This window comes from Methanolobus sp. (assembly GCF_016278365.1).
Classification (GTDB): Archaea; Halobacteriota; Methanosarcinia; order Methanosarcinales; family Methanosarcinaceae; genus Methanolobus.
Genome location: NZ_JADQBZ010000007.1, coordinates 162,478 through 189,438, shown reverse-complemented (window position 1 = coordinate 189,438; position 26,961 = coordinate 162,478). Strand labels below are relative to the sequence as shown.

Here is a 26,961-nt window from a genome sequence, read left to right as displayed (position 1 = left end):
CTGTATTTTTACTTCTCCTATGGTTAGGTTTATATTTCTGTATGTCGAAGAGTGTTAAGGCAAAAGTCGATTATAGTTATAAAATATATATCCCCTCTAGTTCTCGTCATACGACTTTTGCCTTTCTCTGATCATTCGCTGTTCCTGAATGCTATTTGGAAAAAGCAAACATGCAGAATATGCTGAAAAGCATTTTTAACCTCGTGCAGAAACTTCAGAAAACTTAGAAATGAACTTCAGGACATTTACAAATGACAGTCATTCTAAAAAAGAAATGTGGACATTACTAGCTGTCCACCTTTTTCGGCTGCATCGGAGCTCCTGATCTTTATCTTTTCCTTATTTACCAAAGCATTTTTCCAGATGTTCCTGAGAAACTGGTTTTGTGAGCAGGCTTACAATAATAGCTGTCAGGAAAGCCAGAGGCGTAGCAATTATTATCGGGTCAACGACTGTCCATGTTCCGCTCAGGAGTGTCGCTTTTCCAAAGATAGCCTGGCTGAGACCAAAGGGCACAGCCTCTTTTGCATGTACGAACAAAAGCCAGAAAAGGCTGCTGAAAGCTCCCACCAGCATGCTTGCTATCGCTCCTTCTCTGGTCATGCGTTTCCAGAAGAGGGCGCCTGTGTACATAGGCAGGAAAGAGGCTGCGCAAAGACCAAAGAAAATAGCTGTGGCAGTTGCTATAATGCTTATCGGCAGGATGTACGCGAGCACAACGCTGACCAGGATCGTAACCGGTATTGCTATTTTGGTGACGTTGATGGCTTGTCCCAGTTCCCCTTTCTTGACATACTCCCTGTAAAAATCATGACCTATAGCAGTTCCCATTGTATGGAACTGTGAACTCATCGTGGACATTGCTGCAGCCAGCAGAGTCAGCATGAACAGGATAACAAAAACATCAGGCATTGCGCTGTTGATATACTGGGGTATTATGAGGTCTGTGTTTCCCCCGGCAGCCACTATAGATATGACATCCAGATTATTGAAGAAATACACATTGGAGAGTGCCCCTACCGTGAAGGCCACACCTGTCATCATAAGTATAAAGGGTCCTCCGACCAGTACTGCCCTGTTCAGGGCTTTGTCACTGTTTACTGTCATGAACCTGACAGCAAGCTGTGGCTGGGCAAGCACTCCAATACCTACACCAAGCACAAGTGTCGATACAAGGTTCCACCAGATGGGCGATCCGAATTCAGGCATGGCTGTCCATCCTAGATGCCCTCCTGCCTGCAGGCTTTCGGGTACAAGGTAAGCCATATTGGTTAGTGCCTGATGAGCTTCCACAACACCGCCCAGTTTAATATAAGTGAAAGCAAGCAGTACTGCCATTCCAAGGAACATGAGAGCACCCTGCAATGCATCTGTGTACATGACTGCGATAATGCCTCCTGTGATAACGTAGGCAGCAACTATCACTGTAAGAATAAGGACTGCGACATCATAATTTATATTGAGGGTGGTTTCGACAAACCTTGCTCCTCCGATAAGTACTATTCCGGCATATAATGGCATGAAGAGACCGATAAGTATTCCGGAGAATCCCTGGATGAAACGGGACTGGTATCTTCTCCCAAGGAGTTCGGGAAACGTGACTGCACCTAGTTTCAATCCTATGCGACGGGTCTTTTTTCCAAATATCACAAAAGCCAGGAAAATCCCTACAATGATGTTCATTACCGCAAGCCAGAGCAATCCCATACCAAGAGCTCCTGCAGCTCCGCCAAACCCGACAATAGCAGATGTGCTGATAAAAGTGGCACCGTATGATATGGCCAGGACATAAGGATGCATCTTCCTGCCACCCACCATATAGTCTTCTGTCTGTTGAGTTTTTTTGTAGCCAAGCCATCCCAGATAGAAAATGATCATCAGGTAGATGAGCACGACAATACTGAGCACTGGTGTACTGACAGCCATCAGCATCCCTCTTCTTCTTCGCCATCATTCCATTTCAGCGCACCATAGATGATGCAACCCAAGGCACTTAAAAAACAAAGTACATAAGCAAGCCATATTTGAGGATCGTCAATTCCAAGCATTTTTCATCTCCTTCTATTTAACAATAAATCATGATAGTTACCGTGTTAAATGTTATCACATAGCACTATTTAAACCTATCCAAAATATCCCGGAATCACCTTTCAATTTTATTGCGGGAACGCTTGGCAGAAACAGATGATGAAGTCGGTTAGCTAGAAAATCACCTCTGGCAGTTTCCGGCCAGAAGGCTTCAATGATTTCAGATCAGAAGTGGCATATAAAAATAAATTATATTTTTAATTATTCACTGTTGAAGTCATGAAACAGCGGTCAATATGTTCCTGAGAATCAGGTTCTGTCATCAGGCTTACGATGACCGCTGTCAGGAAAGCCAAGGGTGTGGCGACTATTATCGGGTCAATAATCGTCCAGGTACCTGTCAGGATGGTGTCCACACCAAAGAGAGCCTTGCTTATACCCAGTGCACTTGCCTCTTTTGCATGCACGAATATAAGCCAGAAAAGGCTTGTGAAAGCCCCTACAAGCATGCTTGCTATCGCTCCTTTCCGTGTCATGCGTTTCCAGAAGAGAGCGCCTGTGTACATTGGCAGGAAGGAGGACGCGCAAAGACCAAAGAAAACAGCTGTAGCAGTTGCTATAATACTTATTGGCAGGATGTACGCGAGTACAACGCTGACAAGGATAGTAACTGCTATTGACATTCTGGTGATATTGATCGTTTGTCCAAGTTCTCCCTTTTTCAGGAACTCGCGGTAGAAGTCATGTCCTATCGCAGTTCCCATTGTATGGAACTGGGCGCTCAACGTTGACATTGCTGCAGCCAGCAGAGTCAGCATGAACAGGACAACGAAAATATCGGGCATTGCGCTGTTGATATACTGAGGTATTATAAGGTCTGTGTTTCCCCCGGCGGCTACCACAGATATTACGCCAAGCTTATCGAAGAAATATACATTAGAGAGTGCCCCTACAGTGAAGGCCACACCTGTCATCATAAGTATAAAGGGTCCTCCGACCAGTACTGCTCTGTTCAGGGCCTTGTCGTCTTTCACTGTCATGAACCTGACAGCAAGCTGTGGCTGGGCAAGCACTCCGATTCCCACGCCCAGGATCAATGTTGATACAAGGTTCCACCAGATGGGCGACCCGAGCTCAGGCATGGCTGTCCATCCAAGATGCCCTCCCGCCTGCAGGCTTTCGGGTACAAGGTAAGCCATATTGGTTAGTGCCTGATGGGCTTCAACTACACCGCCCAGTTTGACATACGTAAGGGTAAGAAGAAGTGCCATTCCAAGGAACATGAGAGCACCCTGCAATGCATCTGTGTACATGACTGCGATAATGCCTCCTGTGATAACGTAGGCAGCAACTATCACTGTAAGAATAAGGACTGCGACATCATAATTTATATTGAGGGTGGTTTCGACAAACCTTGCTCCTCCGATAAGTACTATTCCGGCATATAATGGCATGAAGAGACCGATAAGTATTCCGGAGAATCCCTGGATGAAACGGGACTGGTATCTTCTCCCAAGGAGTTCGGGAAACGTGACTGCACCTAGTTTCAATCCTATACGACGGGTCCTCTTTCCAAATACCACAAAAGCCATGAACACTCCTACAAAGATAGTCATAAAAGACAACCATAGAAGACCCATGCCAAGTGCACCGGCAGCTCCCCCAAACCCGACGATTGCAGATGTGCTGATAAAAGTGGCTCCATATGAGACTGCCAGGATGTAGGGGTTCATTTTCCTACCGGCAACCATATAATCTTCAGTCTGCTGGGTTTTTTTGTAGCCAAGCCATCCCAGATAGAAAATGACCATCAGGTAGATGAGCACGACAATACCGAGTACCGGTGTGCTGACGGCCATTAGCAATCCTCCTCTTCTCCGCCATCATTCCATTTCAGCGCACCATAGATGATGCAACCTAAAGCATTTAAAAAGCAAAGCATATAAGCAAGCCATATTTGAGGATCGTCAATTCCAAGCATTTTCGTCACCGTGTTTCATTTGATAATATAACTAATAGTAGTCGCCGCGTTATGTATTAACAGGCATCGATATTTAAATCTATCCGAAATCTACAGGAATCCCAAATGAGATATGCTAAAATGAGAAATACAAAAGATGAGCATCTGGCAGTAGACTGCCAGAATACTCACTCATTCCGGTTAAAGTATTAAAGTTCCACAGTGTTGCTATGCATTTCGTTTATGGCTGAATTCTTGAAGCAGAGGTCAATATGTTCCTGCGGACTGGGAACAGTCATCAGGCTTACAATTATTGCTGTCAGGAAGGCCAGCGGAGTAGCTATGAGGATTGGATCAACTACAGTCCAGGTACCTGTCAGGATAGTGTCCACTCCAAATAACATCTTGCTTATACCCAGTGCACTTGCCTCTTTTGCATGCACGAATGTAAGCCAGAACAGGCTGGTGAATGTACCTATAAGAAGACTTGCTATGGCTCCTTCCTTTGTCATGCGTTTCCAGAACAATGCCCCGGTATACATGGGTAGGAATGCTGCAGCGCAAAGTCCGAAGAATATGGCAGTTGCCCTTGCTATTACACTAAAAGGAAGAATATATGCAAGAACCACGCTCATCACGATCGTTACTGCAATACCGAGTTTGGTGACGGTGACAGTTTTGCCGATCTTACCTTTCATAAGGAATTCACGGTAGAGGTCGTGTCCTATTGCAGTACCCATTGTATGGAACTGGGAGCTTAGAGTGGACATGGCAGCCGCAAGCAATGTGAGCAGGAAGAAGATGACAAAGTAATCCGGCATTGCGCTGCTGATGTACTCTGGTATTATCTTGTCAATGTTTCCTCCGGCAGCATCAAGTGATATCACGCCTCTGGTTGCCAGGAAATGTACATTGGAAAGAGCTCCTACAACATATGCCACACCTGCCATCATGAGAATGAAAGGTCCGCCTGAAAGCACTGCTCTGTTGAGCGACCTGGTGTCCTTTACTGTCATAAACCTGACCGCAAGTTGCGGCTGGGCAAGGACACCGACACCTACTCCAAGTATGATGGTGGAAACAAGCGTCCACCAGGTAGGTGAGCCGAACACGGGCATAGACGTCCATCCGGTATGTCCCACTGCGGCCAGGTTAGCAGGTACGAGATGGGCCATGTTGGTGAGTGCCTGGTGAGATTCCACCACACCGCCCAGTTTAATATAAGTAAGGACAAGCAAGATCCCCATGCCTACAAACATGAGTGCTCCCTGCAGGGCGTCAGTATACATAACTGCAATGAGCCCTCCGGTGATCACGTAGGCAGCGACGATAACGGCAAGTATAAGGACTGCACTGTTATAATCAATATTTAGTGCAGTTTCCATGAACCGGGCCCCGCCTATGAGCACACTTCCTGCATAAAGTGGCATGAATACTGTAATCAGGATGCCTGAGAAACCCTGGATGAAACGGGACTGGAACCTTCTTCCGATCAGCTCCGGAAAAGTGACCGCACCCAGATTCACACCCAGGCGTCTGGTCCTTTTCCCAAACAGGACAAAAGCCAGGAAGATGCCCACAAAGATATTCATGAACACAAGCCAGAGCACACCCATTCCGAAAGCTCCTGCATATCCTCCGAACCCTACTATTGCTGAGGTACTGATAAACGTAGCTCCATATGATACGGCCAGTACTAAGGGATTAACCTTTCTACCAGCTACCATAAAATCTTCTGTACTTTTTGTCTGTTTATAGCCCAGCCATCCCAGATAGAAGATTACCATCAGGTATATAAGTACTGCAATACCGAGAATCGGTGTACTGACTGCCATCAGCAGCCCTCCTCATTTTCGCCGCCATCGTTCCAGTGTATCATTCCGTAGATAATACATCCAATTGCACTCAGGAAGCATAACAAATATGCAATCCATATCTGTGGGTCGTCTATGCCTAACATTTTTTGTCTCCTCAAAATTAGAATGTTACTTGTTAGCACAATACATACTTTAACTTTTCCATTTCTTATCTTGCGTTTTCACATTATCAGCGGCCACACAATCTTTATATACCAGATGGGGACATAGTAGAAATTGTGTTACAAAGGGTTGTATTTGTAACAACCGGGTGCAATAGAGCTGCTAACCAAAGTAGCAATTTACCTTTAAAAAATGAAGTTGCACACAGACTCGAAAGCGGGTGCTTATGCACCTGCTTCCTCCATTGGATCTACTTCTCAGCAGTTGCCTGAATGAACACTGCTTTGCTTATGTTCCTGGATATGGCCGAAAAACCCGCATCCTCAAAAAGTTTTACCCAGTCTCTTCCTTCTCTCTTAGCACCATGGTGATGATCAAGCGGTTCGGCTGCGAATACTTTGCCTCCGTCTGTCAGCACTCTTTTTACCTCTCTCAGGGCTTTAGGAATATCATCAAGGTGATGGAGCATGAAGAAGCACGTTACCATATCGAATCTCTCATTCTCATAAGGCAGATCGTATATGCTTGCAGCTTCAAACGTGGCATTTTCAATTCCATATATCTCAGCGTTGATGCGGCATTGTCTTATCAGCCCTTCCAGAAGGTCGATTCCAAGAACATTTGATGGCCTGCTGTGCTGTGCTATTTCCATCGTCGCAGCCCCTAGCCCGCAACCAACATCCAGGATATCTTTTCCTTTTACAAGCGGTATTACTTCAGCAAAAACTTCTTTTTTGAGTTTCTCCATTCCCAGCTTTGGGTATGCAGCTTCCTGGTGGTCGAATGCCGTGTAGGGAACAATGCCATAAACTGATGAATTATTCAAAGCAAGCAGACCTTTAAAGTAAAGCCTGTCACCATCATGTTTGATAAGTTTTACAACCGAAATCCCTGTTTCCCTGCAGAACCGCTTGTTCCACTCATCTCTGCTCTTTGGAAATTCCATATCAAGAGGGTCATGGACAACAATATAATGTGAATATTCATCGAACACATATGATGATGCATGAGAATGTTTATTTAGCTCGACCTCACTAACAGCATCTCTCCATAGTGCAAGCAGTTCCATAGTCTCTTCATCAGCAAAATTCACTACTTTACCTATTGGTTTGAATGACATACTACCTGATTTTTTTACAAGGATAAAACTATTTGTATTTTGATTATATGGACGGTTATCCAGGCAAAGCCTAAAGACGGGAACGGTACTGTAAGTATAATCAGCAAGATGCCTGTTTTTTTAATACAATGCTCCGAAAAAGAGATTCATAACACTCTGCACTTAACAATTTATACGATGGAAATCTAATTCCTAAATGATTATTATTCACAGGCTGGCTGTTACAAGGTAACAGCAACCTGGTTCCATGGGGGGAATAATAGATGGGTAGTGAGGATAGTCACAACAAGAAGGATGACTCCAAAACTATTGGAAAGAGCAGGATCTTTACTTCCAGGTCTCTTTTGGTTACGTTGATTGGAGCCTTTGTTGGGGGGCTTGTTTTCGGCCTGCCAGGATATCTTTCAGAAGAAGGTGCGATCACAATCCCAAGGCTTGAGCCGCTTTTCGCATCACCTTACAGTAGTGTTACCATTTTTTTTATTATATTTGGCGCAAGTCTTGGCGCAATGATAGCTTCTCTGGCTTCTGCAAATCAGGTCTTCCTTACCGCCAAGACCGGGAGCTCAGGTGAAAAAAGCAGGCATAAAGGACAGAACATAAATAAGTGGCTTAGCTGGGGAATTGCGGTCCTGGCAGCTGCAGTGATCCTTAGTGCCGTTGGATACATATGGGTTCTTTCTGCTGCTTATGGAAACGGGGCAGACCAGGACACACGCATAGGATATACTCTTAAGAATGTGCAGAGAGTGCCGGGAGACACACCTGCTCAGCTTGGTAGCTACATGTCCAGGATGTTCCCCTCCCAGTTACTGGAGGCTCCTGCTGACCCGCTGGCAGCTGCAGTAATGGCACCTATAGCCTCGGCACGGAACCAGACATTGGTCTATGGCATGGGAGAAAACCCGGTGGATATAGATTCGCTTGTTGAGGAGTCCCTGTCGCTTTACAGTGATGGCCCTGTTATTGTGATCGTTTCGGCGGATGAGCCTGCCTATGCCCTGCCCGCAGCCTACACCGCAGCTTTCTTCGGTGCGCCTGTAGTTCCTGTGGAAGAAGGCTCGATACCTCAAAGCCTGCAAAATACGCTTGGGAGTGGCGATGGAAGCGCCGGGAATGAGAAACTCATACTGGTAGCAGCCCCGGAATATTTGTTATCTGACACTTCCCTTGAAGAGCTGGAAGCTTACGGCGAGGTAAACCGGGTAGCAGATGAGAATATCTACAAGCACTCTCTTCTCTGGGCAAGAAGCCGCTGGGGTAACTTCGGGTGGGGCATGGATGAGACCTATCACTTTGATGCGTACTACAATTTCGTACTTGCAAACCCGCAGACACCTGAGTTTGCAGCTGCCGGCATACCCATGGCATACCAGGGTAATTACGGACCTCTGTTGTATACGGCTCCAGGAGACCTGAACGATTATGTGGACCAGTACTTCTGGAGACTATCTCCTGATTTCTTTAATTTTCCATCGGACGGTCCCTTCATGAATGTCAGGGTTGTGGGAGGCCCTCAAAGCGTGAGTTACAATGCGCAGGCAAGAGCTGACCTTGGACTCGAAGTCCATTCGTTCAAAGACCAGGTTGCAGGTGCAAGTGGACTCGCCTTACTTGGGTGGTCCTGGTTCTTCATAGGACTTTTCGGAGCAATATGGGCTCTGTTCATAATGCCCAGGCGGCTGCCATACAGCTCCTTCTACCCGCGGCTTTACTGGCCAATGGCTATCCTGGTGCTCGGGCCCGTTGGAATTCTGGCTTTTCTGATGTCCTATCACGAAAGACCGATAATTTCCGGTCCGATGATAAAGTTCACCCGCCCTCCATGGGCAAGAGCCTTATCAGCTACAATTATGAGTATCGGAATCGGGATGCCACTTATGATAGCCTCCATGTACTTTTTCCAGTTCGTTGGACTGCCTCTTTTGAGAAGTTTCGAGTTTACATCGGTATTCTGGTTAGGCTCTCCCATGACCACCATTATGTGGCTCATAATGGTAATTCCTGCTATCATTCTTTCGACCCTCTTTTACATGGGGCCTATGATGGCTGATATGAAGGAAATGAATTACTTTGCAGGAGTCCGCAAAGCGTTTCCTGTAGTTGCTGTTTCAATGATTGCTGCTTCAATCGGGATGTTCACGACCGCATGGTATGTCATGATGTGGAGGGGCTGGATGTCCGGTGAAGACATATGGCTCTGGGTGACACCTCTGTGGGTTGCTGCAAGCGTGGGTTTTTTCGTCGCCCTTGTTCCTAATTACTTCATGGTGAAAGCTGGATGGAAGGAGGGAGATATGTGATGAAGCCTGTCTACACTTTACTTACAGTAGCTATTCTCTCACTATTACTGACTCTGGTATATGTCTCACTGTGGGAACCTCAGGGTGAGCCGCTTAATGTAAGCACCTTGCAGAATGAGGACCTGCTTGAGTTAACAGGGAGCACAGCCAGGCTTTCGGGTGATAACTACCTGCTGACCGCAACGGCATATTCCCAGGCGATATACGCTTCTGCCCAGGATAAGGACAGGCCCGGCGCCGTCGTGCTTGTAAGGGACGATGACCCTGCAGTGGCTCTTGCAACGACCCGGCTTCAGCACATGCCGGTCAATGCGCCTATGCTCTTTGTCACGGAGAATGGCACAACCATCCCGGAAGAAACCCGGGATGAGCTTGAAAGACTCAGGCCTGAGGGAGTGATGATGGATAATAACGTGCAGGTCTATATTGTAGGGGATATTGACCAGAGCGTGGCTGAAGAGGTTAAACAGTTGAAAATGAAACCTCGCGTTATCTCTGCATCAAATCCGATCGAGCTTTCAGAGGTACTGGATGAATATATTGCAGTCCTTGAATCCAATCACCGGCAGATCGTCTTTATCGCTTCGACCGATGCACTTGAGTATGCATATCCTGCAGCGAACTGGAATGCACACCAAGGGGATGGATTTGCTTTTGTTACTCCTGAAGGTGTGCCTGAGGAAACGCGCAGGATGCTTGAGAAACGCTGGCCTTACTACCCTTACATATATGTGTTTGCTCCGTCATCAGTTGTTGATGAAGATGTCATGGCAGAGCTTTCACAGTACGGTCACGTCCAGCGTATTCCGGGGGACACACCTCAGGAAATGGCAGTAAGGTGGGCAGGCTATAAAGACAGCGGCCACAGGACCTCATGGCTTGTGGGTTACAGGCCTCGTAGTGTTGGATGGGGATATGCAGAACCCGGGCATAATATGCTGCTGGCAAGCCCGGATGACTGGAGGGTCATAGTGCCAAGCGGAGTGCTGTCCCACATGGGGAAACATGGTTTTCTCCTCCTGACAGGGCCTGACGGTGAACTTCAGGATACCCTGCGTTCTTACCTGCAGGTCCTCAAGCCAGATCCGACACATCCAAGTCAACAGGTATTCAATTTTGCCTGGATAATTGGAAATGATGTGAGTGACGAAACAGTGAGGGAACTCGATGATCTCCTGAAGGTCTCTTCCCTCAGCACGAATAATAGCAATTTGAGCAATTTGAACAATTCGAGCAGTCCGGAAAATAATACCCTTCCAGCATCGGAAACAATCCCTGGCAATGCTGACAATACAATTAACAGTACAACTTAAACTGGGTTTTGCTAAAAAGAAGATGATTCCTGGGAGAAGATCATTCTTTTCTCAGGAAGACATTTATTATGGTAATACTTATCAGGGCCACTAGAAGGAACAATGCTGAGTTCTGACCAAGCGTCTGCTTATTATCACTATCTTGTCCGGTTACAGATGCTTCATTTTCCAGATCGGGGCCTTCTGCTATCTCATAAGTATCTGTTTTCATATCCATGAACACATGGTAATTGCTTTCCATGCTGCTTGTAGCCAGTGCAAAAGCTGTAATCGCAAATGGAGAAAAGCCGGGTGTATCCGCCTTGAAGAAAACGAATTCTTGATCATCGCCTGCAATATTGGTCTGAAGTTCTCTCCACTCTCCATTATTAAACCTGTAAATTCTGATGGAACTGGAATCAAAACCATTTATTTTCATCCATTCCTTTGACACTCTAAAACCAATAACCGCTCCCTCTATATTTTCTTCTGTTGCATATCCATGTTTTCCAACCCAAATATTAACGTGTTTGTAAACCGTTCCAGGCGGAACATTTGTCGCAGTCACTGAGACGTTTTTCAGTACTTCTATACTGCTTGTTATCTGGCCCGCATTCTTGAGGGAATAATAAGTAATATATTGAACAGGATTTTCCTGTTCACTGAACGGATAGGAAACGTTTGTGTTGCTCATGACATTAACCGTTTTCACTTCTTTCAGACTGATATTTGCTGCATCCTCTGATGTGCCGGAGCCACCTCCGCTCCCTCCTCCATCTCCTCCAAGAGGCCCATCTTCAATTGTTTCCGGCTGTTCATTCTCATTGCGAACAAAAATCCCTCCGTTTCTCACGGTAACAGGGATTTGCTGACCAAGAGAATTGCTCAGTATGACATTGGAGAGCTCAAGAGGACTATATCCTTCTTTACCTTGAGTTGTGCAGTCGATCCGGATAAAATTACCTGGCTCAGTGATGTATGTCCCTCCTAAAGTTACGGCATATGAACCAGTGACCGAACCCGCAGAATTATCGATGGCTCCACTGTTGAATATATATGGGGTACTATCCCGGCCAAAGAGGTTTCCTTCTTCCACCTTGTTTGCAACAATGATGTCCTTATCAAATCTTATGTCGAGTTGTGCACCTAGAAAAGAGTCTTTCGGCTCAATATCGACATAAATACTGAAAGTATTGTTTGTATACACATCCTGGCTGGATGGATAGATGGTCACGGTTGCCTGTGCGCAGGCGGGAGTCATAAAAGCAAAACATAATAGCGCAAGCATAAATACAATAGATATCTGCGCCAGCATTTGCCCAAAGTATGAATGTTTCTTTATCCCTGTCATCAGTACACCTTAAAGCATATAAGGTGCATGTACAGATAAATATATTTATTAAATTTATTTAATTGCGCTCAATTTACTTGCAAAGGATTACAAGCTTGTTAAAGTGATATCATCTACTCAGTAAGCCCTGCAGCCATCAGGAAGTTAGTGAACAGTCTTTCCCCGTCGCTCCTGTATTCCTCATAGATGGAAAGAAAGTCGCGTGTAATTCGTTCACTGTTCCCACATTTAAGTTCCGGGTCTATTGACATCCATTCATTGAGCATCTCCGGGGTAAGTTCAAAATGTCCCTGTATCCCGTAAGCATTCTTGCCGACCTTTATTATTTGATGCCTGCAGAACTTTCCCGTTGCAAGCAATTCCATATTTTCAGGCAGACTAACGGTTTCGCCGTGAAGGTGGAATATCTTCAGGGGGCCGGTCAGCCCGCTGAACAGGGGGTCATTTCCTTTTCCCGGGCAGATGTCCATTGTGAATAAATTACCATCCGGCCCTCTTGTCCCAATTTCTCTTATAGGGTTCTTGTGCACATCTCCACCGCATGCCTTTACAAGAGCCTGCATCCCAAGGCAAATACCAAGGTATGGTATTTTGCTTTCTACTGCCAGCTTGATCATTCTCAGCTCGTCAATCATTTTTCTGGTTGTATCGTTAGCACTGTCCGAGCCCCCTAAAACAAAGACTGCATTATATTGGGTTGGATCAGGAAAAATCATTCCGGGTTCATGATCAATGATATCATACTGTATGCTATTCTTCTCCAGGAGGTGTTCAAGGATTCCCGGACCTTCATGCTGTGCGTTCTTGATGATCAGGACTTTCATGAGTGCTAGAGATGCCCCTTAAAGATAAATGCTTACTCCGAAAAATGAGAGTGAACCCCGAAGAACCCCACCACCAGGTATTAGGCTCATACTCAACTAGGTATGAATGCAATTGTTCTTCGGGGTCTGCCGTTTTCCACGGGTTCGGGTAACCCGTACCACCATGTCCATATCACTTCTGATTCTTAAGAATCCTTCCTGGACCCTCTATTTTTGAGATATGTTCAATATCTCTTCTAATATTCTGATATATAATTATTTCTATACCCCGTAATATGATAGTACTCATCATAATGATGGAGGCATCTGCCAATGATCATCTCGGGAATAGTTCATCTAATGCCTTTGAATAGCTTAAGAGTGCTGTTTCGTTAAAACAGATAAGCCGGATGTCTGTGAGAGTGTCATTACTTGCAAGAAACTCACTTATTGTTCTAACTGCGATGACTGAAGCTTTTCCCACCGGGAAACCATACGCTCCAATGCTGATTCCAGGAAACGCGATACTCTGCAGCTCGTACTCCACAGCAAGTTCAAGCGAGTTCCTGTACGCACTTTCCAGCATCACTTCCTCTCCGGAATTTCCTCCATCCCATACAGGGCCTACAGTGTGTATCACCCACCTCGCAGGCAGTCTGTAACCTTGGGTTATCCTTGCCTCGCCTGTGGGACAGCCACCCAAGATACTGCACTCCTCAAGGAGCTGTAGGCCAGCAGCCCTGTGTATTGCCCCGTCGACCCCGCCTCCTCCCAGGAGCGAGTTGTTGGCTGCGTTAACTATCGCATCAACTTTCTGTTCCACTATGTCGCCCATAATTACACTTATTATGCATTGGTCTTTGCAGAACATTCTTCTGATAGCTCCTGTTCTTTATTATTCAGAGGGCATGGTTTAGGGATAGATCATTATTAACGGTAAGTACTAATAAAAGTAAGCGAGAGAATAATCATGGACACGGTCACAAAGGAAATACTTGAAGTGTTTGAGGATATTAACACCATTCCGCGATGTTCCAGGCATGAGGAAAACATAGCCAACTGGCTTAAGGAACAGGCCCTGGAAGCAGGCCTCAGCTTCAAGTTCGACAGCGTGAACAATGTCATTATCAGTGTGCCTGCCTCAAAAGGCTATGAAACCTCACCCTTGGTGGTGATCCAGGGACATATGGATATGGTATGCGAGAAAAAGCAAGGCTCGCTACATGACTTCAGTAAGGATCCCATAAGGCATATCATCGAAGGCGACTGGGTGAGAGCGGATGGCACAACGCTTGGTGCTGATAACGGTATAGCGCTTGCGATAGTTCTTGTGCTTGCACGTCACAGGGAGATTCCCCACCCCCCACTTGAACTGCTTTTTACTGTAGATGAGGAAACAGGGCTGACAGGTGCAAATGAGCTCACGCCGGATTTTATTTCCGGGAAGATACTGCTTAACCTTGACTCAGAGGAAGAAGGCGTATTCATAACCGGCTGTGCCGGCGGCATGAACACGACCATAAGCATGCCGCTGGAGCGTACATCACTTCCGGAGAATCACCGTGTTTACTGCCTGGTGGTGAGCGGCCTGGCCGGAGGTCACTCAGGTGTGGATATTCATGAAAAAAGAGCTAACGCCAACAAACTTCTGGTGTCTGCCCTCAACAGTCTCGTGGATAGCACCAGCCTGCTTCTCCTGAGTATCGATGGCGGTTCTGCCCATAACGCTATTTCTCGTCATGCTGAAGCTCTGGTGAGCATGCCTCCTGATCAATATGAGAGCGCCGTGTCAATAATCAGGCAGACTGAAGAAGGAGCCAGGAGTGAGTATAGTGAGTACGATCCTGCCCTGTCGATAAATATCTTCTTGCAGGTCGCAGATGAGAGCTTGCTGCCAGTGTCCCGGGATCAGGGGCTGACAATCGTATCCCTCCTAGAAAAGCTGCCACATGGAGTTGTCAGGATGTCGGAAAACATGCCCGGGATTGTACAGACATCAAGCAATCTGGCGACTATCAGGACCGAGGCAGGCAGAGCCGAAGATGCCAAGGTAGGTGACAGGTTTGTGATAGTCACAAGCCAGCGCAGTTCTGTTAATACCGAGTTACAGGAAATCACTAAGAAAGTGGCACTAATTGCAGGATCAGCAGGAGCGGATATTACACACAGCAGTGGATATTCTCCGTGGCAACCTGATCTATCCTCATTCCTTATGAAGCGCTGCAAGGATATTTATTCCAAAACATTTGCAGGGGAACCGAGAACTGAAGTGATACACGCAGGACTTGAATGCGCGGTCATAGGCTCGAAATTCCCGGGTATGGATATGATATCTTTCGGGCCAACCATAAGAAATCCGCATTCTCCGGATGAAAGGCTCTACATTCCCTCGGTTCTCAAGGTATGGGAATTCCTGCTTGCTCTTCTTGCATCATTCGGGCAGGATCTAAAAGCCAATACAAAGAGATAGGAGTAAATTTCATATGATCGAGAAAAGAGATTTTCCGCGTCCAATAGTACTTGTAAGTAAGTGTCTTGAATTTGAGAATGTCAGGTATAACGGGCAACTCGTACGGTCACAGATAATAAGGGATCTCATGCCGCTGGTGGATTTCCTCAAGGTCTGCCCGGAATGTGATATTGGTATGGGGGTCCCGAGAGATCCCATTCGGATAGTTAAAAAGGGGCATGAATACAGATTGATCCAGCCAGCCACCGGAGAAGACCTGACTGACAGGATGGATGCTTTCACTGATCAGTTCCTGGCTTCCATGGACGATGTGGACGGCTTCATATTCAAATCCGGCTCCCCTACTATCGGGATACGCAACATAAAAGTCTACGCAGGTAATGAAATGGCTCCCGTAGTTGAGAAAGGTGCGGGATTCTTCGCAAAGAAGATTCTGGCTAAGTACTCCGGTTTTCCGATGGAAGAGGATGACAGGCTGCGCAATTACAGGATAAGGCACCACTTTCTCACCCAGCTGTACACTTTTGCGGACTTCAGGCATGTCAAAGCTTCAGGCTCCATGGAAGAGATTGTGGAATTCAACAAAAAGAATATGTTCCTGTTCTCGTTCTACGATAGTGCTACGTATGGGAAGATGTGCGAGCTACTTGCGAACATACTTGCAAATGATACCAATGGTGGGTATGAACAGTTTATAGAGGCCGTTGACTCCTATGAGAAATTGCTTAAAAGTCTCATGAAAAAGCCTGGAGACGCCGATTCCAGGATTAATACCGCAAGAAGCATCTTATCCTGTTTCGAGGAATCGATGTCCTCCCACGAAAAGGATTACTATGAAGACCTCTTTGTAAATTACAGGGAGAATAGGGTTGATGAGGATGCCCTGACGGAAGTTCTCCGACTGTCTGTAGTGCTTTATGGTGGAACGGATATGAATAATAATACTATACTGTATCCATATCCTGAAATCCTTCGGATGCCCTGTGGCGAAAAGAGGGATAAAGACTACTGGGTCGATTAGTAAATAGTCCGGCCATGGCAAAAAGAATAAAGTGCTACAGTGTAGCATCAGTAATCTTAAAAAGATCACTGTCAAGATCAAATGTAATATTCAACATAAAACCTGTAAACAGCCCTTATCTCAGCCAGTTCTTTAGATTCAATGTCAGGAAAGTTTCCATTCGCAGTATATGTCAGGCCATTAAAATCCTTGAAGGTGACCTCACAATTCACATTCTCCGGGAGCAGTGATCTGAAGTTGTCACATTTTGTGGTAATTCCACTTATCATCTTTTCTGTGGTAGCCGGCTCAAAGGACTTTCCATCTACAGGCGTGTAAATAATTTCTGCTGTCAGATTCTCCCTGTCTTCAAGTGTCATCCAGAAACCGTTGACAAGTGCGCCATCAAGCATGTAATCCTGTATCTCGAAACTCTTGTTTATCACATTCTTCAATAGGAACACCTTTTATTTTTATTCATTTTGATAAGTTAAATCTGTTTTCATGGACTGACCCTGGTTAAGGATCTAACGGAGAAAAGCACTTGATAAAAAGTCCTAATAAAAAAGGTGCTGATGAACAGTTTTCAGCACCTGTTCAGAATCTGATGTGTCCCACTTCATCAATCAATTATTACATCAATATCGCCAACTGTGGTCGGGATAGGGCGGGCACTTGCCAGGCTTCCTCCCAGATAAGCCAGGGTGCCACATATCAGACCGACGAATACGGGATGAACGAGGGGATTACCAAAGAGCTGCCAGAGCACTATCGAGCCAAAGCTTGCCATAAGGCTTGCAGTAAACCCTGTTGAAGTACCGCGCTCCCAGTAAAGTCCGAAAATGAGCGGGATAAAGACGCAGCAGGCAATCACTCCCATGCTTGCGGAAACCAGTGGCACTATCATCTGGGGTACGTCCAATGCGAAGAATGCCGACACGAGAATAATGATTACACCAACTATCCTTGTCATAAGGAGCACCTTATCATCAGAAGTGGCAGGGCGCACGTACTTCAGGATATCTGAAGTAAGGGCGGTTGTCGTTACCAGCACAATAGCGCTCATTGTGGACATGGCAGCAGAGATAGCAGCCAGCAGCACGATGCTATCAAATCCTGGTGGCAGCAATGATGTTGCCAGAAACGGTACCAGCCCGTCGGGGTTCGCCATGAAGGGGGCCAGTTGTTCCGAGCTGAACACTCCATAGGCCAGCACGCCCAGAGAGAAGATGCATAATGCGTAGATGGTAATGGATATAGGGCCATAGATACCTGCGAAGCGCACCACTCTTTTATCCCTGGCAGAGAACAGCATGATCAGCAGGTCAGGCAGTGCCAGAAGGCCTAGACTTATTGCAAAGGCATTCCCGAATGTCTTTTGCCACGGGACTGAGGCTCCGCTCATGCTCAGTATATTCTCTGGGATCATATCCCAGATGCCAATCCCGCCACCGCTTGAGATAAGTCCTCCGTAAAGGAACACGGCACCTACCAGCATAATAAGTCCCTGCAGAAAGCTGATCCACAGGATGGCCGGCAGTCCTCCTATTACATAGTAAAGAGCCACTATTGCCACAGTTATCAGCAGGCCATGGACATATGTAACTCCGAGGAGGCCCTGGAAAAGATTGGCACAGCCCTTGAAGATAGCGACCAGATATACTGTGTACATCAGCAGCATGATCCCTGCAAGCAGGACCTTGCCTCTCTGGGAATTATATCTTCGTTCCAGTAGCTGGGGTACTGTTTTGGCATCGTACTTCTGGGATGCTGTCCATATCTTGGGTGCAATGAGGAATGCAAGGCAGGCAAAGGCAACGTGGAAGAAAACTGCCCAGATGACCCATGGGAGGCCGGCTATAAGCCCGTAGCCTCCCCCACCCAGAAAAGAGGCAGCGCTGAAATAGGCAGCCATATAGGCTATACCTATAACTGCGGGGTGTATCACATTGCGGTCCGATACCACAAATCCTGAAAAAGTTCCCTGCCTGAGTTTCAGGGAGAGCAAAAGGATTCCGGCCACATATAATACCAGGAGGATATGATTAAGCATGTTCGCGCCTCAGTATGAAATAGAACGTGATACCCAACATGATTATGATGGAAATTATAAGATAGATATATGGAAGAGGCATTATGAATCCCTCTCCTTCTCAATGCCTTCGTGTTTTACAATGACTTCGTTTTTGTGGCTATCTATCAATATCAAATGATATTCTCCTATTGTGATGAATTATTATGTACTAAAATGTACATGAAAGCACATTTAAGTTTAAAAATGTTTTTATTTATCTCTGATAGGCCATGTTAAAACATTAAATCCCATTGGAGTTTTGGGTAAAGCACTCATTTTCAGTCCTAGATCTTATAGAATTGTTGATAGCAACTATTTTATTGATGCTTTCTGGCTTAGAGGTGGTGAATGTAAACGAGATGCATACAACATTCGTGTCTCACTTAGTAATGCAGTTTTAATAGAAAAATATAAATAATAATTTATGAATATAAAAGAAAGGTTCTTCAGCACAACACCAACTAAAAGGAAAATTAGATGTACTTATTCGAAATGGGCTATTACAAACCTGAAACTTTGTAGAAGAAATGATTGGATCATGAAAACCAACAATAAAAGGACCCAAAAATCTGATGTCAGAAAATTTAAGTTGTTTATCCGGTCGCAAAGGTTTACATGAAAACCTGTTTGAAAAACTAGGTTTGTTAGCGCAAGCAAGCGGCACGCCTGAGATTCAGGAAATGCAACAAATTGCCAAAGACAATTTGATGGGTGAAGCCGCCATCTATAGTACATTCTCATTTTATGAATTTCTTCAACCTCAGAACAAAGGCAAAAAAGCATATGTATGCAACGGAAGCGCTTGCTTATGTGCCGGCACACAATCGCGGGTAAAAAGTGAATTGAAAAAACACCTGAAAGAAGAACAGATTGGTGAAATGACCTGTCTGGGCAGGTGCCATGAGAATAATGCATTCCATTATAGTGGACAGAACTATTCAGGTAAGGATATTAATGATATTGCTTCAGTAATCAGATCAAAAGTCATTACACAAGAGACATACATAGCTCAGGCACTAGGAAAGTCCATCTTAATGAAACCCGCATTAACCGCTGAAGCATTTGCCAATCGTTTACATCACTTATTTACGCTAATGCCTGATGAGGTTCTGGACGAGGTCAAGAAAGCACAATTAGCAGGGCGTGGTGGAGCCGGTTTCCCGATGGGGATCAAACTGGAAGTTATTAAAGAAGCTGAAGGCAAACATAAATTCATTGTTTGCAATGCCGACGAGGGTGACCCCGGAGCTTACTCTGATCGGCATTTGCTGGAACAACAGCCTTTCAGGGTCTTATTAGGCATGCTGATAGCGGGCTACGTAAGTGGCTCGAATACTGGTGTAGTCTATGTCAGAGCAGAATATCCAGGATCACAGATGATTATCGAGCAAAGTATCCGAAAACTGGAAGATTTGAATTTACTGGGAACTAATATTCTCAATTCGGGTTTCTCGTTTGTGTTTAAACTGATCAAAGCTCAAGGCGCTTACATCTGTGGTGAAGAAACGGCATTACTTTCATCCATAGAAGGACAACGCCCAGAAGTACGTGTTCGGCCACCTTTTCCGGCTCAACAGGGTCTGTCCAACATGCCTACATTGGTGAACAGTGTTGAAACATTTGCCAATGTTCCATTTATTCTTGAGCAGGGCGGTGATTGTTTTAATCAGATCGGCACTTCAAGATCCAAAGGCACCAAATTGGTTTCGCTGGATAGTTTCTTTAAAAGACCTGGTATTTATGAAGTTGAAATGGGCACCCCGCTTAAAACTGTAATTGAACAATTAGGCGGTGGTTTCAAGAGCAATGTAAAAGCTTTGCACATTGGGGGGCCATTAGGTGGTCTGGTTCCGGTATCCAAGGTCAACTCCTTACATATCTCATTTGAATCCTTTGCTGAAAATGGCTTTTTACTGGGGCATGCTTCCATTGTATGCATTCCCGAAAGCTTCCCGATGATCGAATACATAAAACACCTGTTTAAATTCACGGCTCATGAAAGCTGTGGAAAATGCTTCCCCTGCAGATTAGGCTCCACACGTGGTTTTGAGTTGCTGCAAAAAGCAACCCAAAGCAATTACAAAATAGACCGGCAATTATTCAGCGACCTACTTGACACTATGCAACAGGGTTCCCTTTGCGCCCTTGGAAGCGGGTTACCCTTACCTGTTAAAAATGCGCTGCAGTATTTTGACAGGGAATTAGAAGATTATTTTGAATAAACCTTTTTCGACGCACATGAACAAACTAGCATATATCAATGATCAACCACACGCCATTCTGGAAGGCGAAAGTATATTGCAATTTGTGAAACGTTCACATGGCGATAAACTGATCCCAACCTTATGTGATGCACCCCATTTGAAACCCTTTGGTGCATGCAGAGTGTGCAGTGTGGATGTTGCATTAGAGCAGGATGGTCCCGTTAAAGTAGTGGCTTCGTGTCATACACCGGTTGCAGAAGGGATGCACATCTATCCTTCATCAGAACGCATTCTGAAATTACGTAAGAATATTATCGAATTAGTGCTTACCGACCACCCACTGGATTGTCTGATCTGTGAGGTGAACAACAATTGCGAACTGCAGGAAGTAGCTGCACGTGTGGGTGTGAGAGATGTACGATATCCGGCCGGTAAGGATCATCTGAACAGAACCAGGGACCTGAGCCATCCTTACATGACCTCGGATATGTCTAAATGCATCAATTGCTCACGTTGTGTAAGAGCTTGTGACGAGGTCCAGGGAATGTTTGTGCTAAGCATGGCCGGTAGGGGATTTGAAAGCAGAATTGTAAAAGGCATGGATACATCTTTTATGGAATCCTCCTGCGTAAGTTGCGGAGCCTGTGCGCAGGCATGTCCTACTTCTGCGATATCGGATGTATATGAATCCAAATCCATTGTTGCAGATAAAAAGGTCCGGACCGTTTGCACTTATTGCGGTGCAGGGTGTAATTTAGAGGTATCTGTCAAAGATGGAAAAGTAAGATCGATAGAGGCTCCGTGGGACAGCAAGGTCAATCCCGGTCATCTGTGTCTGAAAGGACGATATGCATTTTCATTTTATGATCATCCCGATCGTATCAGAACACCATTGATCAAAAAGGATGGTGCATTTGTTGAAGCCACCTGGGATGAAGCCTATGATCTTATTGTCTCTGAATTGAACCGGATAATCAAAGAAAATGGCCCTGATCATATCGCTGGTATTTCATCAGCGCGTTGTCCCAACGAAGAGAACTACCTGATGCAAAAGTTCATGCGTGCAGTGGTCGGCACGAACAATATTGATAATTGTGCCCGTGTGTGCCACGCTCCCACTGCCTTAGGGATGCAACGCACCTTTGGCACCGGTGCCGCCACCAATTCAATTGAAGATATCAAATACACCGATTGCATATTGGTGTTCGGAGCCAATCCCACCGATGCACATCCGGTTACAGGTGCAAAGATCAGACAGGCCGCTATGAAGGATACGACACTGATAGTGATCGATCCCCGCAAGACCGAACTGGCCCGTTATGCACATCATCACCTGCAACTGAAACCCGGTACCAATATAGCTTTGATGAATATTTTCTTTTATTATATCATCAAAGAGAATTTAGTGGATGTTCAGTTTATAGAACAACGCACCGAAGGATTTAAAGTTTTTAAACAACATGTCCTCTCGCAGAATATTGATGAACTGGAGAGCATAACAGGCGTGGATCGCAATCAGGTGCGTGAAGCAGCAATTGCTTATGCTTCTGCGGAAAATGCAATGTCGTTCCATGGGCTGGGAGCAACCGAAAATTCACAGGGAACTTCAACGGTTATGATGATTGCCAATTTGGCAATGATGACCGGCAATATAGGCCGTCCTGGTGTGGGTGTCAATCCATTGCGCGGACAGAATAATGTGCAGGGCGCAGCTGATATGGGCTGTCAGCCAAATCAGGGTGCCGGTTATTTAGATGTGACCAACAATGAGGTGCATGCCCTGTATGAGAACTTTTACGGTGCCAGATTACCTCAGCATATTGGTTATAAAATCCCGGAAATGTACGAAGCTGCGCTACAGGATAAACTGAAAGCTATGTGGATAGTTGGGGAGAATGTAGTGCAAACGGATCCGAATAACCGGATGGTTGTAAAAGCATTAAGCAAACTGGATCTTCTGGTAGTTCAGGAATTGTTCATGACCGAAACTTCCAGGCTTGCCACCGTGATATTACCTGCTGTTTCGTTTTTGGAGAAGGAAGGTACATTCACCAACGGAGAGCGCCGTGTGCAACGTGTGAACAGGGTAATTGAACCCTTACCCGGCACAAAAACCGACGGACAGATAATCACGGAGGTCATGCAGCGCATGGGGTATCCGCAACCCGATTACTCGGCACAGGGCATTTTAAATGAAATTGTTCAAATTGTTCCTTTCTTTAAAGGCATTACCTGGGAAAACCTGGGCAAGACCGGATTGCAGTGGCCTGTGGATGATGGTGGCATTGATACTCCTATATTGCACACAGAAACGTTCAAACGAGGTAAGGGAGCATTTTACAAACAGACCTATAAGGAATCTGTGGAGCTGCAGCAACACAGCAAGGATTATCCCTTTATTCTTACAACCAACCGCGGTCTGGAACACTACAACAGTGGGGCAATGACCCGTCGTACGCCCAATGAACAACTTATCACTGAAGATGTGCTTCTGATACACCCCGATGATGCCAAAGAACATTCACTCAATAACGGAGACATGACCTGTGTAGAATCACCACGCGGGAAAACAGATATCAGAGCCCGTATCTCAACTGCGGTCAAAAAAGGAATATTAAGCACCACTTTCCACTTCCCCGAAAGCATGGTCAATTATCTGACATCTGATGTTTGCGACAATGATACCATGTGTCCAGAATATAAAGTGGTGGCTGCACGTATAAGGAAAAGCAGGGGAAAATACAAACAGCCAGAATTGAAATAATCGCTGATGTATTATGTCCATTTCCACTACTGGGCTGTGTAGCCTCCATCTATGCAATGAACACTGCCTGTTATGAATGCGGCACGCTCGCTCAGTAAATAGGCTACTAAGTCGGCTACTTCTTCTCTTGCAGCGAGGCGTTTCATGGGATGCGCAGCTGCCATGTAATCCGTAGCTTCCTTTCCGGAATCCATGATCCTGGGAGTCGCAACATAACCAGGAGCAACTGCACATACTCGAATATTGGACTCTGCTAATTCCAGAGCTGCAGACCGAGTTAGCCCTATTATACCGTGCTTTGCGGCTGTATAAGCTGCCATGCCTGCCAGGCCAACAAGTCCATTGGCAGATGACATGTTAACGATAGCGCCAGACCTATTTTCAAGCATCGCTGGTATTTCGTATTTCATGCAATAGAAAACGCCATTGAGATCGGTTTCTATTACATCTCGCCATATTTCTATATCAGTATCTTGAACATGAGTGTTTGCAGGTCCTGTTATTCCAGCGTTGTTAACGGCAATATCAATCTTTCCGAATCTTCTGATGATCGATTGTATTGCTATCTGGATGTGTTGTGGATCGCGAACATCAACTTCTATTGGAAAAGTGCGCTTCCCCGAAGGATCAATTCTCTTACAAATCTCATTAAGCGGCTTAACATGACGGCTAATAAGCGCAACTGAAGCGCCTCCTGCGTAAAGCCTCTCGGCAATAGACTCACCAATTCCGGTTCCGGTTCCAGTTACAATAGCAACTTTCCCCTCAAATTCGTTTTCTATTATTTTAAAAGTCTGGCTCATTGCTAGTCCTCACTCAGGCTTGGTTTGAAACAATAAATATCTAATTCAGGAAGAGTGAAAGTATTTTGATGATATCATCTCCTCATCTGTTATCAGATATGATTGCAATCTCTTTTTCTTAGTGATGGGCTTTTTACCGTCTTCCAGAGACAAAAGAGCAGTGACAAAACATTTATATTTTATATAATGAGTTCATACGTTAGCATCAATGTATAAATACATGCAATGCTTCATGTTCCGGATATGAATCTTTCATATCATTTTCTCATATCATCTCCATTCAAGAGGAATGCCATTGTCCAGTAAACGTATATTAATGGGTAACGAAGCCATCGCTTTTGGTGCGATGAAAGCCGGTGTACAGATAGCCAGCGGGTACCCCGGCACACCTTCCAACGAGGTTATGGAGACCATAGCCTCCCATGCAAAAGAATACGGCATTTATGCTGAATGGGCGACCAATGAGAAGGTGGCGCTCGAAACAGCCGTGGGAGCCGCATACTCAGGTGCTAATGCCATCGTTACAATGAAACAGGTCGGTCTCAACGTAGCTTCTGACCCTCTCATGAGTCTCTCGTACATAGGAGTGAAAGGCTCGCTCGTAATCCTCGTTTCCGATGATCCGGGTCCGCACTCCTCCCAGACAGAGCAGGACACAAGAGTGTTTGGCCATTTTGCAAACATACCCGTCCTGGATCCTTCCACGCCGCAGGAAGCCTATGATATGACCCTGCTGGCTTTTGAATTATCGCATGAGATGGAAACTCCCGTGATACTCAGGACGACCACACGCGTTTCCCATGGATGTGCGGACGTAGTCATCGGGGACATATTTCCGGTTCCCAGAGACATCGAAGGATTTGTAAAAGACACCAGATGGGCCATATTCCCTAAACTGACAGCCCAGAGGCACCCTCTGCTGGAGGATCTTCAGTTGAGATTATCGGACCGTTTCTCCGAATACTTCGGGGACAACTCATTCAATTCAGTATCAAAGGGAAGCAGCAGGATAGGTATCGCTGCTTCGGGTGTCTCTTATCTCTATGCAATGGAGGCTATAAGAGCTCTTTCTGGCGTGTTCCCGGTCTTCAAAACAGCAACTGTTTACCCTTTCCCTGAAAAGGCAGCTCTTGAGTTCCTGAAGGGCATCACTGACCTGATAGTTGTCGAGGAGCTGGACCCGTATATGGAAGAGCAGTTCCTGCAACTGGCTGGCAAACATCACCTCAATGTTAACATATATGGGAAGAAGAACGGCTGCTTCCCGGTAAGCGGGGAGTACGATGTCGATGTTGTCATTGACGGCATCAACAGCTCACTGGAAAAAGGCAATACGGATATTCCTGGCCTTTCCCATTCATTGCCTGCCATCAACTTAAAAGAAGTCCCTTCCCTCCCGATAAGGGCTCCCACCCTGTGTGCAGGTTGCATGCACAGGACAGTGTTCTATGCATTCAAGAAAGCTGCCGGCAAACTGAGGTCACAGAAGGATATCGGCTCTGTGTTCTCCGGGGATATCGGCTGTTACACACTTGGGAATGCCAGGCCGTTGAATATGGTCGACACCTGCCTTTGCATGGGTGCCGGTATCAGCATCGCCGCCGGCCTGTCCCATACACAGGAGTACAGCAGCAATGGAAAAGCAAAGCAGGTCGCCTTTATTGGTGATTCGACCTTCTTCCACTCAGGAATAGCTGCAGTCGTCAGTGCGGTATACAACAATGCTGACATCACTATTGCGGTTCTCGACAACCGCACTACTGCCATGACAGGTCATCAGCCTCATCCGGGTATCGGTATAACGGCCGTAGGCTCGCCTGCAAAGATAATCGACATAGCAGAAGTCCTCAAAAGCTGTGGTGTCGGCCTGGTCAGGACAATAGGAGCAGATAGCCTTGAGGGATGCATAGATGCAGCCACAGAAGCTATGCAATTCGAAGGTCCCTCTGCTGTTGTTTTCAGAGAGAAATGTATTGCTATAAGCAAGGGAGCAGGGCAGTATATTGTTGATGAAGATAAATGCACAGGCTGCAAGCTTTGCATCTCACAGCTGGGATGTCCCGCCATATTCTCAATAACTTCTGGCTTGCCTGTGATTCAGGATACATGCAGCGGCTGTGGCCTGTGTGCCCAGACATGTCCCTCGGCAGCTATTATTCTGAAGGAGGTCTTGCAATGAAATTCGATATTCTTATTGCAGGCGTGGGTGGCCAGGGTGTTGTGTTGGCTTCCCGCCTGCTTGCCACCGCGGCCATGGATGCAGGTTTCCATGTGGCTACAGCTGAGACAATAGGCATGGCCCAGAGGGAGGGTTCCGTTACAAGCCATGTGAGGATAGGGGATGATGTGTACGGCTCGCTCATACCGCAGGGAACTGCCGACCTCATCATAGGACTTGAACCCGCAGAAGCCGCCAGAAACCTTCGTTATCTGCGCAAGGGCGGCAGTGTCGTGGTGAACGGACACGCTATATTGCCATCTACTCAGGGCAGAGGAAGTGAGGAATACAACCCTGACAGGCTCATCGGATTCCTTAATGACAATTGTCCGAATATCATCTCTGCCGATTTCACCCGGCTTGCAAAGGATGCAGGGACCTACAAGGCGGCGAACGTTGCCATGATAGCAGCTGCAGCAGGTGCGGGTCTGCTACCGTTCTCACAGGAATACCTGTGGGATGTGCTTGAGAAAATGATACCGGAAAAATACAGGGACGTTAATCGCAGCGTGTTTGACATGGCCATTGAAAGTATCTCTTACACAAAGGGAATGGGTATGGAATCCGCAGCGTCCAATGAGACAAGGTGAGA

21 protein-coding genes are annotated in these 26,961 nt (G+C 46.0%); 8 read left to right on the top strand and 13 right to left on the bottom strand.

What is annotated here, in order from left to right; translation table 11 throughout:
* Nucleotides 1-339 precede the first annotated feature (339 nt).
* From QZZ22_RS08330 to QZZ22_RS08300, 7 genes are all read right to left on the bottom strand, one after another.
* On the bottom strand, nucleotides 340-1,926 hold the full coding sequence (locus tag QZZ22_RS08330; RefSeq protein ID WP_292463991.1) for a sodium:solute symporter family protein: 1,587 nt from the start codon (nucleotides 1,924-1,926) through the stop codon (nucleotides 340-342).
* On the bottom strand, nucleotides 1,926-2,048 hold the full coding sequence (locus QZZ22_RS08325; protein WP_292463989.1) for a symporter small accessory protein: 123 nt from the start codon (nucleotides 2,046-2,048) through the stop codon (nucleotides 1,926-1,928). The genes QZZ22_RS08330 and QZZ22_RS08325 overlap by 1 nt, the downstream gene beginning before the upstream one ends.
* 237 nt (nucleotides 2,049-2,285) lie before the next feature.
* Nucleotides 2,286-3,887, bottom strand: coding sequence for a sodium:solute symporter family protein (locus QZZ22_RS08320; RefSeq protein ID WP_292463987.1), 1,602 nt, complete (start codon nucleotides 3,885-3,887; stop codon nucleotides 2,286-2,288).
* Nucleotides 3,887-4,009 carry a symporter small accessory protein gene (locus tag QZZ22_RS08315; RefSeq protein WP_292463986.1) on the bottom strand — a complete coding sequence of 41 codons (123 nt, stop codon included), beginning with the start codon at nucleotides 4,007-4,009 and terminating at the stop codon, nucleotides 3,887-3,889. Before QZZ22_RS08315 ends, QZZ22_RS08320 begins: the two co-directional genes overlap by 1 nt.
* Nucleotides 4,010-4,197: 188 nt before the next feature.
* Nucleotides 4,198-5,823 (bottom strand): sodium:solute symporter family protein, encoded by a 1,626-nt coding sequence (locus tag QZZ22_RS08310; RefSeq protein WP_292463984.1) that lies wholly within the window; start codon nucleotides 5,821-5,823, stop codon nucleotides 4,198-4,200.
* Complete coding sequence (locus QZZ22_RS08305; protein WP_292463982.1) at nucleotides 5,823-5,948, bottom strand: symporter small accessory protein; 126 nt, start codon at nucleotides 5,946-5,948, stop codon at nucleotides 5,823-5,825. Before QZZ22_RS08305 ends, QZZ22_RS08310 begins: the two co-directional genes overlap by 1 nt.
* A gap of 269 nt (nucleotides 5,949-6,217) precedes the next feature.
* A complete protein-coding gene (locus QZZ22_RS08300) occupies nucleotides 6,218-7,087 on the bottom strand; it encodes a class I SAM-dependent methyltransferase (protein ID WP_292463980.1) in 870 nt (289 codons plus the stop codon).
* 263 nt (nucleotides 7,088-7,350) lie between these two features.
* On the opposite strand from QZZ22_RS08300, the gene QZZ22_RS08295 reads away from it, so the two are divergent.
* Complete coding sequence (locus QZZ22_RS08295; protein WP_292463979.1) at nucleotides 7,351-9,390, top strand: DUF4396 domain-containing protein; 2,040 nt, start codon at nucleotides 7,351-7,353, stop codon at nucleotides 9,388-9,390.
* A complete protein-coding gene (locus tag QZZ22_RS08290) occupies nucleotides 9,369-10,703 on the top strand; it encodes a cell wall-binding repeat 2 family protein (protein WP_292463978.1) in 1,335 nt (444 codons plus the stop codon). The genes QZZ22_RS08295 and QZZ22_RS08290 overlap by 22 nt, the downstream gene beginning before the upstream one ends.
* Nucleotides 10,704-10,743: 40 nt before the next feature.
* Here the strand turns inward: QZZ22_RS08290 and QZZ22_RS08285 are convergent, their stop codons facing one another.
* The 3 genes from QZZ22_RS08285 to QZZ22_RS08275 form a co-directional block, all read right to left on the bottom strand.
* On the bottom strand, nucleotides 10,744-12,033 hold the full coding sequence (locus QZZ22_RS08285; RefSeq protein ID WP_292463977.1) for a PGF-pre-PGF domain-containing protein: 1,290 nt from the start codon (nucleotides 12,031-12,033) through the stop codon (nucleotides 10,744-10,746).
* A gap of 113 nt (nucleotides 12,034-12,146) precedes the next feature.
* A complete protein-coding gene (locus QZZ22_RS08280) occupies nucleotides 12,147-12,857 on the bottom strand; it encodes a type 1 glutamine amidotransferase (protein WP_292463976.1) in 711 nt (236 codons plus the stop codon).
* A gap of 316 nt (nucleotides 12,858-13,173) precedes the next feature.
* A complete protein-coding gene (locus QZZ22_RS08275; protein WP_292463975.1) occupies nucleotides 13,174-13,707 on the bottom strand; it encodes an O-acetyl-ADP-ribose deacetylase in 534 nt (177 codons plus the stop codon).
* A 99-nt stretch (nucleotides 13,708-13,806) separates the two neighbouring features.
* On the opposite strand from QZZ22_RS08275, the gene QZZ22_RS08270 reads away from it, so the two are divergent.
* A complete protein-coding gene (locus tag QZZ22_RS08270) occupies nucleotides 13,807-15,306 on the top strand; it encodes an aminoacyl-histidine dipeptidase (protein WP_292463974.1) in 1,500 nt (499 codons plus the stop codon).
* 13 nt (nucleotides 15,307-15,319) lie between these two features.
* A complete protein-coding gene (locus QZZ22_RS08265; protein WP_292463973.1) occupies nucleotides 15,320-16,327 on the top strand; it encodes a DUF523 and DUF1722 domain-containing protein in 1,008 nt (335 codons plus the stop codon).
* Between the two features lie 77 nt (nucleotides 16,328-16,404).
* On the opposite strand, the gene QZZ22_RS08260 is transcribed toward QZZ22_RS08265, so the two are convergent.
* Together QZZ22_RS08260 and QZZ22_RS08255 are read right to left on the bottom strand one after the other, a co-directional pair.
* On the bottom strand, nucleotides 16,405-16,752 hold the full coding sequence (locus QZZ22_RS08260) for a hypothetical protein (protein WP_292464101.1): 348 nt from the start codon (nucleotides 16,750-16,752) through the stop codon (nucleotides 16,405-16,407).
* 176 nt (nucleotides 16,753-16,928) lie between these two features.
* Entirely contained in the window at nucleotides 16,929-18,359 is a 1,431-nt protein-coding gene (locus tag QZZ22_RS08255) for a sodium:solute symporter family protein (RefSeq protein WP_292463972.1), read from the bottom strand.
* A 593-nt stretch (nucleotides 18,360-18,952) separates the two neighbouring features.
* Between QZZ22_RS08255 and QZZ22_RS08250 the strand changes: the two genes are divergently transcribed.
* A complete protein-coding gene (locus QZZ22_RS08250) occupies nucleotides 18,953-20,602 on the top strand; it encodes an NADH-ubiquinone oxidoreductase-F iron-sulfur binding region domain-containing protein (protein ID WP_292463971.1) in 1,650 nt (549 codons plus the stop codon).
* Between the two features lie 16 nt (nucleotides 20,603-20,618).
* Nucleotides 20,619-23,348 carry a formate dehydrogenase subunit alpha gene (gene fdhF, locus QZZ22_RS08245; RefSeq protein ID WP_292463970.1) on the top strand — a complete coding sequence of 910 codons (2,730 nt, stop codon included), beginning with the start codon at nucleotides 20,619-20,621 and terminating at the stop codon, nucleotides 23,346-23,348.
* A gap of 26 nt (nucleotides 23,349-23,374) precedes the next feature.
* Here the strand turns inward: fdhF and QZZ22_RS08240 are convergent, their stop codons facing one another.
* Nucleotides 23,375-24,151, bottom strand: a complete 777-nt coding sequence (locus tag QZZ22_RS08240) for an SDR family NAD(P)-dependent oxidoreductase (protein WP_292463969.1) — start codon at nucleotides 24,149-24,151, stop codon at nucleotides 23,375-23,377.
* A 289-nt stretch (nucleotides 24,152-24,440) separates the two neighbouring features.
* Here QZZ22_RS08240 and iorA point away from each other — a divergent pair, with 289 nt between their 5' ends.
* Nucleotides 24,441-26,330, top strand: a complete 1,890-nt coding sequence (gene iorA / locus QZZ22_RS08235) for an indolepyruvate ferredoxin oxidoreductase subunit alpha (RefSeq protein ID WP_292463968.1) — start codon at nucleotides 24,441-24,443, stop codon at nucleotides 26,328-26,330.
* On the top strand, nucleotides 26,327-26,959 hold the full coding sequence (locus QZZ22_RS08230) for an indolepyruvate oxidoreductase subunit beta (protein WP_292463967.1): 633 nt from the start codon (nucleotides 26,327-26,329) through the stop codon (nucleotides 26,957-26,959). Before iorA ends, QZZ22_RS08230 begins: the two co-directional genes overlap by 4 nt.
* Nucleotides 26,960-26,961: the final 2 nt, after the last annotated feature.

What these genes read in the sequence shown, in the direction of transcription:
- QZZ22_RS08240 (WP_292463969.1), bottom strand. Translation starts at nt 24,151, where the DNA reads ATGAGCCAGACTTTTAAAATAATAGAAAACGAATTTGAGGGGAAAGTT.
- QZZ22_RS08330 (WP_292463991.1), bottom strand. Translation starts at nt 1,926, where the DNA reads ATGGCTGTCAGTACACCAGTGCTCAGTATTGTCGTGCTCATCTACCTG.
- QZZ22_RS08320 (WP_292463987.1), bottom strand. Translation starts at nt 3,887, where the DNA reads ATGGCCGTCAGCACACCGGTACTCGGTATTGTCGTGCTCATCTACCTG.
- iorA (WP_292463968.1), top strand. Translation starts at nt 24,441, where the DNA reads ATGCCATTGTCCAGTAAACGTATATTAATGGGTAACGAAGCCATCGCT.
- QZZ22_RS08300 (WP_292463980.1), bottom strand. Translation starts at nt 7,087, where the DNA reads ATGTCATTCAAACCAATAGGTAAAGTAGTGAATTTTGCTGATGAAGAG.
- QZZ22_RS08305 (WP_292463982.1), bottom strand. Translation starts at nt 5,948, where the DNA reads ATGTTAGGCATAGACGACCCACAGATATGGATTGCATATTTGTTATGC.
- QZZ22_RS08280 (WP_292463976.1), bottom strand. Translation starts at nt 12,857, where the DNA reads ATGAAAGTCCTGATCATCAAGAACGCACAGCATGAAGGTCCGGGAATC.
- QZZ22_RS08250 (WP_292463971.1), top strand. Translation starts at nt 18,953, where the DNA reads ATGTCAGAAAATTTAAGTTGTTTATCCGGTCGCAAAGGTTTACATGAA.
- QZZ22_RS08295 (WP_292463979.1), top strand. Translation starts at nt 7,351, where the DNA reads ATGGGTAGTGAGGATAGTCACAACAAGAAGGATGACTCCAAAACTATT.
- QZZ22_RS08270 (WP_292463974.1), top strand. Translation starts at nt 13,807, where the DNA reads ATGGACACGGTCACAAAGGAAATACTTGAAGTGTTTGAGGATATTAAC.
- QZZ22_RS08275 (WP_292463975.1), bottom strand. Translation starts at nt 13,707, where the DNA reads ATGTTCTGCAAAGACCAATGCATAATAAGTGTAATTATGGGCGACATA.
- QZZ22_RS08290 (WP_292463978.1), top strand. Translation starts at nt 9,369, where the DNA reads ATGGAAGGAGGGAGATATGTGATGAAGCCTGTCTACACTTTACTTACA.
- QZZ22_RS08255 (WP_292463972.1), bottom strand. Translation starts at nt 18,359, where the DNA reads ATGCTTAATCATATCCTCCTGGTATTATATGTGGCCGGAATCCTTTTG.
- QZZ22_RS08285 (WP_292463977.1), bottom strand. Translation starts at nt 12,033, where the DNA reads ATGACAGGGATAAAGAAACATTCATACTTTGGGCAAATGCTGGCGCAG.
- QZZ22_RS08230 (WP_292463967.1), top strand. Translation starts at nt 26,327, where the DNA reads ATGAAATTCGATATTCTTATTGCAGGCGTGGGTGGCCAGGGTGTTGTG.
- fdhF (WP_292463970.1), top strand. Translation starts at nt 20,619, where the DNA reads ATGAACAAACTAGCATATATCAATGATCAACCACACGCCATTCTGGAA.
- QZZ22_RS08265 (WP_292463973.1), top strand. Translation starts at nt 15,320, where the DNA reads ATGATCGAGAAAAGAGATTTTCCGCGTCCAATAGTACTTGTAAGTAAG.
- QZZ22_RS08315 (WP_292463986.1), bottom strand. Translation starts at nt 4,009, where the DNA reads ATGCTTGGAATTGACGATCCTCAAATATGGCTTGCTTATATGCTTTGC.
- QZZ22_RS08325 (WP_292463989.1), bottom strand. Translation starts at nt 2,048, where the DNA reads ATGCTTGGAATTGACGATCCTCAAATATGGCTTGCTTATGTACTTTGT.
- QZZ22_RS08310 (WP_292463984.1), bottom strand. Translation starts at nt 5,823, where the DNA reads ATGGCAGTCAGTACACCGATTCTCGGTATTGCAGTACTTATATACCTG.